This window comes from Natronomonas sp., assembly GCF_046710025.1.
Lineage (GTDB): Archaea > Halobacteriota > Halobacteria > Halobacteriales > Haloarculaceae > Natronomonas.
The window spans coordinates 1-6,927 of sequence record NZ_JBKEGK010000134.1; the positions used below are offsets into that span (position 1 = coordinate 1).

The following is a 6,927-nucleotide window of genomic DNA, read 5'->3' on the forward strand; positions in this document are numbered from 1 at the left end:
CAGATCGTCGTCGTCAGCCACGACGAGGAGTTGGTCGGCGCGGCCGACGACTTGATCGCAGTCCGAAAGAACCCGACCACAAACCGATCGAGCGCCGAACGATCGGTGAGGACGGAGGCGTTACCGTAGCGCCGAGAGTGCCTCGTCGGCGAGCTCCGTCGTTTCGTAGCCGCGTTCGCCGGCAACCTCGGCCTCCCGGACGAGCCCCGCCGCCCGGAGTTCTCCGACCTGTCCGTGGAGGTCGGATTCACAGAGGTCGTACCGCCCGAGAACTTCCTGAACCGAGAGCGGGCCGCGGTCAGCCAACTCGACGAGCAGCCCCAGGATCTGGTCCGAGTGGACCGCGGTGAGGAGCCGCCGCTGTGGGTCCGGGACGGTTCGCGCCGCGATGGCCAGCGGCGAATCCCCTGTGGCGGTCAGTTCGTCGTTCGGGAGGTAGCGCTCGTCGCCGGTTTCGGGGTCCCGGACGAGGCTAGACTCGTCGGAGTGTTTCAACAGGAGATACCGGTCGCCGCGGTACTCGACCGACCTCATCGCGACTCCCCGCCGATCTCCGTTCGGGTGTCCGCCCCGGAGCCATCGGCCGAGGCGGAGCGGTCGGTGACCGCGGGGTCGTCCGTCTCCTCGGACCCCCCAACGTCTCGCTCCTTGTTACCGTCCTCAGTCTCGGCGTAGTGGCCGGTCTTGAACCGCCAGTAGTACCGCGCTGTCGCGAGCGCGGCGACGGCTCCGATTAGTAACGCAGGGCCGCCGGCTTCGTAATCACCGCGGAAGTAGACGAGCATCGCCCCGAGTGAGAGGGCCGCAAGCGCAACGTTCAACAGTAGGACTGACGCCCAGAATGCGCGAAACAGATCGTCCGGAACATCGGCCGCCGTGTCGAGAGACTCCTGCAGCGTCGGGGTCGGATCGGGCGGATCGGGGCCGAGGCTGTCGGGATCGAACTCGTCGGGTTCGTCCGGCCACGACCTTTCTTCGTCCTCTTCGAGCGGGTTCACGATCAAATCGAGGGGCCCCGGGAGCAAAAATCACGCGACCGAGTCGAGATCAACGACGTGGTCCGCCTGCAGCCACGCGAGGGGGTTGTCCGCGTCGTAGAATACCACGCCCCCCTCGGTTTCGTAGGACTCTGTCGAGCGAACCGCGTCGGGCACCGTCGGCTCGCCCGGTCCCTTCGTTTCGGCCGTCTCTGCGGATGAGTCAGTGTCGGGCACGGCGTATCACTATTGTAATTTGTGGCTTGTGGGCGTAAATCCCTCCAGTCGGTGACAGGCGGCGACACGGCACCCGAAACCGTCGAGGTGCTTATATACACGACGGGGAACACGAGGGCTTTTTGATGCCGAACGCCGATGCATATGCTAATGGAACAGGGAACCCTTGTGGAGTTCGGCGGTTCGGAATCGGGTGATAGCGACCGGCCGAGAGCGGAAGCGGCCGCCGTCGCGGGCAGCGACGGCGACGAAGACGCCCAGGTCGTCGAACTCTCGGAGGAGGCGTTCCCCGATGCCGAGGGTCATATCGAGTTTGCCGTCACGCAGGTCAACTACACGGTCGAGGGGCGCGGCGACGACGAACACGCGGTGTTGCACGTGTTCGGCCGCGTTCCGGAGGCCGGCGGCGATGACCGGGTTACACACGCTCGTGTCCACAACTTCCGGCCGTATTTCTATACCCTGGTCTCGGATCTCGACCTCGCCGCAGATGCGGCGGAGCCACTCACACAGGCCGACGTCGTTGACTCGCGGCTCGATCACGACCGCCTGACCGGAATCGAGACCTACGGCGATCGGGCGGCCGATGGAATCGACACCGGTGACCACGACGACCGGGAACTGGTCGTCTACGAGTCGATCCGGGGCGAGTCGCTGGTGAAGGTGTTCGGTCAGACGCCCCGCGATGTCGGGGAGCTACGGGATCGCTTCGATCACTACGAGGCCGACATCCTGTTCCCGAACCGGCTGCTCATTGATAAGGACATCACGAGCGGCGTCCGGGTGCCGGTCAGACGGCTCGACGACGGGAGCCTGAAGATCCACCACACCGAAATCGAGCCGGTCGATGTTGAGGCCGAGAGTCGCGTCCACACGCTCGATATTGAGGTCGACGACCGCCACGGGTTTCCCGAAGACGGCGAGCAGACGATCATCTGTCTGACAGCGCACGACTCCTACCGCGACGAGTACATGGTCTGGCTCTTCGAGGATGAAAGCGAGGGAGTGACCGCCCCTGACGAGATTTCTAGCTACGAACCGATCGGCGACGACGACCCCGATATCGAAGTGCATCGGTTCGGCAACGAGGCCGAGATGCTCGTCGATTACCTCGAGTACGTCGACAGGACTGATCCAGATCTATTGACGGGCTGGAATTTCACGGATTTTGACGCGCCGTACCTCATCAACCGGATCGACCGTCTGGCCCACGAGCACGACCGTCTCGACTCGGATCGGCTTTCTCGCGTCAACGAAGTCTGGGACTCCGGGTGGGGTGGCCCGAATATCAAGGGTCGGGTCGTCTTCGACCTGCTGTACGCCTACCAGCGGACGCAGTTCTCAGAGCTCGATTCGTACCGCCTCGACGCCGTCGGCGAGGAGGAGTTGGGCGTCGGCAAGGAGCGCTACCCGGGCGACATCGGCGACCTGTGGAGCGACGACCCAGAGCGCCTGCTCGAGTACAACCTCCGGGACGTCGAGTTGTGTGTCGAGTTGGACCGCAAACAGGAGATTATCCCCTTCTGGGAGGAAGTCGCCACCTTCGTTGGCTGCAAACTGGAGGACGCGACGACGCCCGGCGACGCGGTCGATATGTACGTCCTCCACGAGATCCACGGCGAGTTCGCGCTCCCGTCGAAAGGTCGCCAAGAGAGCGAGGAGTACGAGGGCGGGGCTGTCTTCGATCCGATTTCGGGGGTCAAAGAGATGGTAAGTGTGCTCGATTTGAAAAGTTTGTACCCCATGTGCATGGTAACAATTAATGCGTCCCCGGAAACGAAGGTCGACCCCGACACCTACGACGACGAGACGTACGTCGCACCGAACGGGACCCACTTCCGGAAGGAACCGGACGGGATGATCCGGGAGATGGTCGACGAACTGCTTGAGGAGCGCGAACAAAAGAAAGCGCTGCGGAACGAGAACGATCCCGGCACGGACACCTACGAGACCTACGACCGACAGCAGGCAGCTGTCAAGGTCATTATGAACTGCTTCACCCCGGATACCGACGTGTTGACGCCGCACGGCATTCGGGGTATCCGAGAGCTATCGACCGGAGACGAGGTGTACTCGCTGGACCCCGAAACGATGGAAATGGAGATCAAACCGGTTGTCGAGACACACGAGTACCCCGACTACCGCGGCGAGTTGGTCGACATCGAGACGAGCAAGATCGATTTCAGCGTGACACCGAACCACCGGATGCTCGTCCGAAAGAACGAGAGCAACGGGATCACCGAGAAAGAATGGGACTTCGTCGAGGCCGGAGAACTCGATCAGGCGACGAACTACGAACTGCCACACGATTGGGAGGGGCCCGACGGCGACGATCTCAGGGAGGTCGATCTGACGGAATTGATCGAGGGCGACTACGAAGTGTGGGTCTGTCCGGAGGTACACGGCCACACTTTTATTTCGGAACTTGGGTGGAAGCCCCGCCGGGTTCAGAAAGACGATACCGATCAAGTAGGGTACGTATTCGGTGCCGACGAGTTCGAGACACACCGCAGGTATATCGAATCGGTCTGTGAGCGGAGTTACATCCGCGCCGAATCGGGTCGAAGGTGGATCCCGCGGACGTGCGACGGAGACGACTTCCTCGAACTGCTGGCGTGGTATATCACGGAGGGGAGTGTCTACACGTCCAACAAAAAGACGTTCGACACAAAAGGACGGGGGTCGTCGGCGACCCGCGAGATAGCCCAAAGCGCAGTCGCCGCGGACGGAGGAGACAATCGCGCCTCTATCGGAGCGCTCTTGAATCGGATGGGATTTGACCACTACACCGATGCCCGGTGTCACCAGTTCACCTCGGCTGTCCTTGGCGACCTGTTCGGTGAACTCGTCGGGAATGGCAGCGAAAACAGGCAGATCCCGGAACTGGTCTTCGAAGCGTCTCAACGTCAGAAGGAACTGTTCTTGGAGACTCTCATCGCGGGCGACGGTGACCGGCAACCGAACTCGTGGCGGTACAGCACCGCGAGCGAACGACTTCGGGACGGGGTGTTGCGGCTCTGTGCCCACCTCGGCCTGACGGCGAGTTACAACGAAAATAACGGCACGTACCGGATACACGCCACCGAGAACGTAAAAAACACGCTCCGGATGAATCGAAACTCGGAGCGGACGACGGCAGACGACGGAGTCTATTGTGTCACCGTCGAGGACAACCATACGCTGATGGCCGGTAGGAATGGAACGTTCCAGTTCGTTGGGCAATCATTATACGGCGTTTTGGGGTGGGATCGATTCCGGCTGTACGACGAGGAGATGGGCGCTGCAGTGACTGCAACCGGAAGAGACGTAATCGAATTCACCGAGCGAGCCGCAAGCGAAATTGACAAAGAAGTTACATACGGAGACACCGACTCAATTATGCTCGAACTCGGCGGTGATATCTCGAAGGACGAAGCCATAGAGCAGTCTTTCGAGATCGAGTCACACATCAACGACGCCTACGACGAGTTCGCCGAGCGGTTGAACGCCACCTCACACCGGTTTGAGATCGAGTTCGAGAAGCTCTACCGACGGTTCTTCCAGGCGGGCAAAAAGAAACGGTACGCCGGGCATATCATCTGGAGCGAGGGGAAGAATGTTGATGACATCGACATCACGGGCTTCGAGTACAAGCGCTCGGACATCGCGCCGATCACAAAGGAGGTCCAAAAGAAGGTTCTTGAGATGATCGTCACGGGCGCGGATCGCGAGGAGATCAAATCCTACGTCGGCGAGGTTATAGAGCGGGTGCAGGCGGGCGAAGTAAGCCTCGACGAGATCGGGATCCCAGGTGGTATCGGGAAGAAACTCGACAACTACGAGACCGACACGGCACAGGTTCGGGGGGCAAAGTACGCAAACCTCCTCTTCGGGACGAACTTCTCCAGCGGGTCGAAGCCCAAGCGGGTCTACCTGGAGAAGGTTCACCCCTCGTTCTTCAGGAAAGTCGAGGCCGAGAAGGGACTTGACCCGTCGGTCGATCAACTGTACGGGGAGTTCAAGCGGGAAGCCGAGAGCGGCGACGCCGTGATCTGCTTCGAGTTCGACGATCAGGTACCGGATGCCTTCGAGGTCGACGACGAGAAGATGCTCGATAAGACCCTCAAAGGACCGATCGCCCGCATTCTTGAGGCGCTCGACATCTCGTGGGATGAGGTCGAGAGCGGGCAAGAACAAACGGGACTCGGAAGCTTCATGTGAGCCCCGTGTTTCGTGGTAGCTTCCATCAAAGAAAAATATTTTTTTGAATCAAAAAGGCAATTCACGCTGAACCCGAAACTATTATGCGCATCACGGTACCATGTTAGAGTAGACGATATCATGGCCACATTAGAACTCAAGAACCTACATGCGTCCGTAGCCGAAGAAGGTGGCGAATCGATCCTCCGAGGCGTCGACCTCGAGGTCAAATCCGGGGATATTCACGCCCTGATGGGGCCGAACGGCTCCGGGAAGTCGACGACAGCAAAGGTCATCGCCGGTCACCCCGAGTACGAGGTAACCGACGGCGAAGTGCTGCTCCACATCGAAGAGGAGGAATTCGAAGGCGTCGACATTGACGACGATCAACTCACCTGGGACCTGCTCGACCTCGAACCCAACGAGCGCGCTGCGCTCGGAATCTTCCTCGGCTTCCAGTATCCCGCCGAAATCGAGGGTGTCACGATGGTTAATTTCCTCCGAACGGCGCTGAACGCTAAACTCGGCGAGCGTGAGGAACTCTTCGAAGGCGAGGAAGACGACGACGAAGAGGAAGAAGCCGGATATGAAACCTCCCCGATGGAGGGTGACGTCGACGAGGGTGAGGTCGGCGTGGCTGAGTTCCAAGAGATCCTCCAAGAAAAGATGGAAGTCCTCGACATGGACGAGTCCTTCGCACAGCGGTATCTCAACGCCGGCTTCTCCGGCGGCGAGAAAAAGCAAAACGAAGTGCTGCAGGCGGCCATCCTCGAGCCCTCGGTCGCGGTGCTGGACGAGATCGACTCGGGGCTCGACATCGACCGTCTCCAAGACGTCTCTGACGGGATCAACGCTCTCCGCGACGAGCAGGGCACCGGGATCCTCCAGATCACCCACTACCAGCGGATTCTCGACTACGTCGAACCCGACCACGTCCACGTGATGATCGACGGGCAGATCGCCAAGAGCGGCGACGCCGAGCTCGCCGAGAAACTCGAGGACAAAGGGTACGATTGGGTCCGAGAGGAAGTCTACGAGACAGCGTAACTCAAACCGGTTACGCACAAGGCTATAACGATCCAAACATAATTACAAAATATGAGTTCCGAAGAACATCTACAAGAAACCGACACCGAAGCCCGCTTCGAATTCAAAAAAGAGGAGTCCTCGGCCTTCGAGACCGAAAAAGGCCTCACCGAGGAAACCGTCCGCATCATCTCCGAGGATAAAAACGAACCCCAGTGGATGCTCGACCGGCGCCTCCGCGCCCTCGAGCAGTTCCAAGAAATGCCGATGCCCACCGACTGGCCCGGCCAGCCAGACCTCAGCGAAGTCGACATCGACGAAATCGTCCCCTACATCCGACCCGACATCGACGCCCGCGGCGGCGCCGAAAACTGGGACGACCTCCCCGAGGAAATCCAAGACACCTTCGACAAACTCGGCATCCCCGAAGCCGAAAAGAACGCCCTCTCCGGCGTCGGCGCCCAGTACGAATCCGAAATCGTCTACCAGAACATGCAAGAACGCTGGG

General features: G+C 60.2%; 5 protein-coding genes and 1 pseudogene. 3 read left to right on the forward strand and 3 right to left on the reverse strand.

The genetic code is table 11. The annotated features are described in order from the left end of the window. Positions 1-120: 120 nt before the first annotated feature. Genes ACI944_RS09700 through ACI944_RS09710 form a run of 3 tightly spaced genes read right to left on the reverse strand, consistent with a single transcriptional unit; the run spans position 121 to position 1,214 of the window. Positions 121-534, reverse strand: coding sequence for a hypothetical protein (locus ACI944_RS09700; protein WP_411718842.1), 414 nt, complete (start codon positions 532-534; stop codon positions 121-123). Next, positions 531-998 (reverse strand): hypothetical protein, encoded by a 468-nt coding sequence (locus ACI944_RS09705; RefSeq protein ID WP_411718843.1) that lies wholly within the window; start codon positions 996-998, stop codon positions 531-533. Before ACI944_RS09705 ends, ACI944_RS09700 begins: the two co-directional genes overlap by 4 nt. A gap of 30 nt (positions 999-1,028) precedes the next feature. Further along, positions 1,029-1,214: a hypothetical protein gene (locus ACI944_RS09710; RefSeq protein ID WP_411718846.1), complete on the reverse strand. Its 186-nt coding sequence runs from the start codon at positions 1,212-1,214 to the stop codon at positions 1,029-1,031. A gap of 150 nt (positions 1,215-1,364) precedes the next feature. Here ACI944_RS09710 and ACI944_RS09715 point away from each other — a divergent pair, with 150 nt between their 5' ends. From ACI944_RS09715 to ACI944_RS09725, 3 genes and pseudogenes are all read left to right on the forward strand, one after another. Further along, complete coding sequence (locus ACI944_RS09715) at positions 1,365-5,414, forward strand: DNA polymerase domain-containing protein (protein ID WP_411718844.1); 4,050 nt, start codon at positions 1,365-1,367, stop codon at positions 5,412-5,414. A gap of 120 nt (positions 5,415-5,534) precedes the next feature. Continuing rightward, positions 5,535-6,440 (forward strand): ABC transporter ATP-binding protein, encoded by a 906-nt coding sequence (locus ACI944_RS09720; RefSeq protein ID WP_411718845.1) that lies wholly within the window; start codon positions 5,535-5,537, stop codon positions 6,438-6,440. A 51-nt stretch (positions 6,441-6,491) separates the two neighbouring features. Beyond that, a pseudogene (locus tag ACI944_RS09725) lies at positions 6,492-6,927 on the forward strand (Fe-S cluster assembly protein SufB); the annotation flags it as partial.

What these genes read in the sequence shown, in the direction of transcription:
- ACI944_RS09700 (WP_411718842.1), bottom strand. Translation starts at nt 534, where the DNA reads ATGAGGTCGGTCGAGTACCGCGGCGACCGGTATCTCCTGTTGAAACAC.
- ACI944_RS09715 (WP_411718844.1), top strand. Translation starts at nt 1,365, where the DNA reads ATGGAACAGGGAACCCTTGTGGAGTTCGGCGGTTCGGAATCGGGTGAT.
- ACI944_RS09720 (WP_411718845.1), top strand. Translation starts at nt 5,535, where the DNA reads ATGGCCACATTAGAACTCAAGAACCTACATGCGTCCGTAGCCGAAGAA.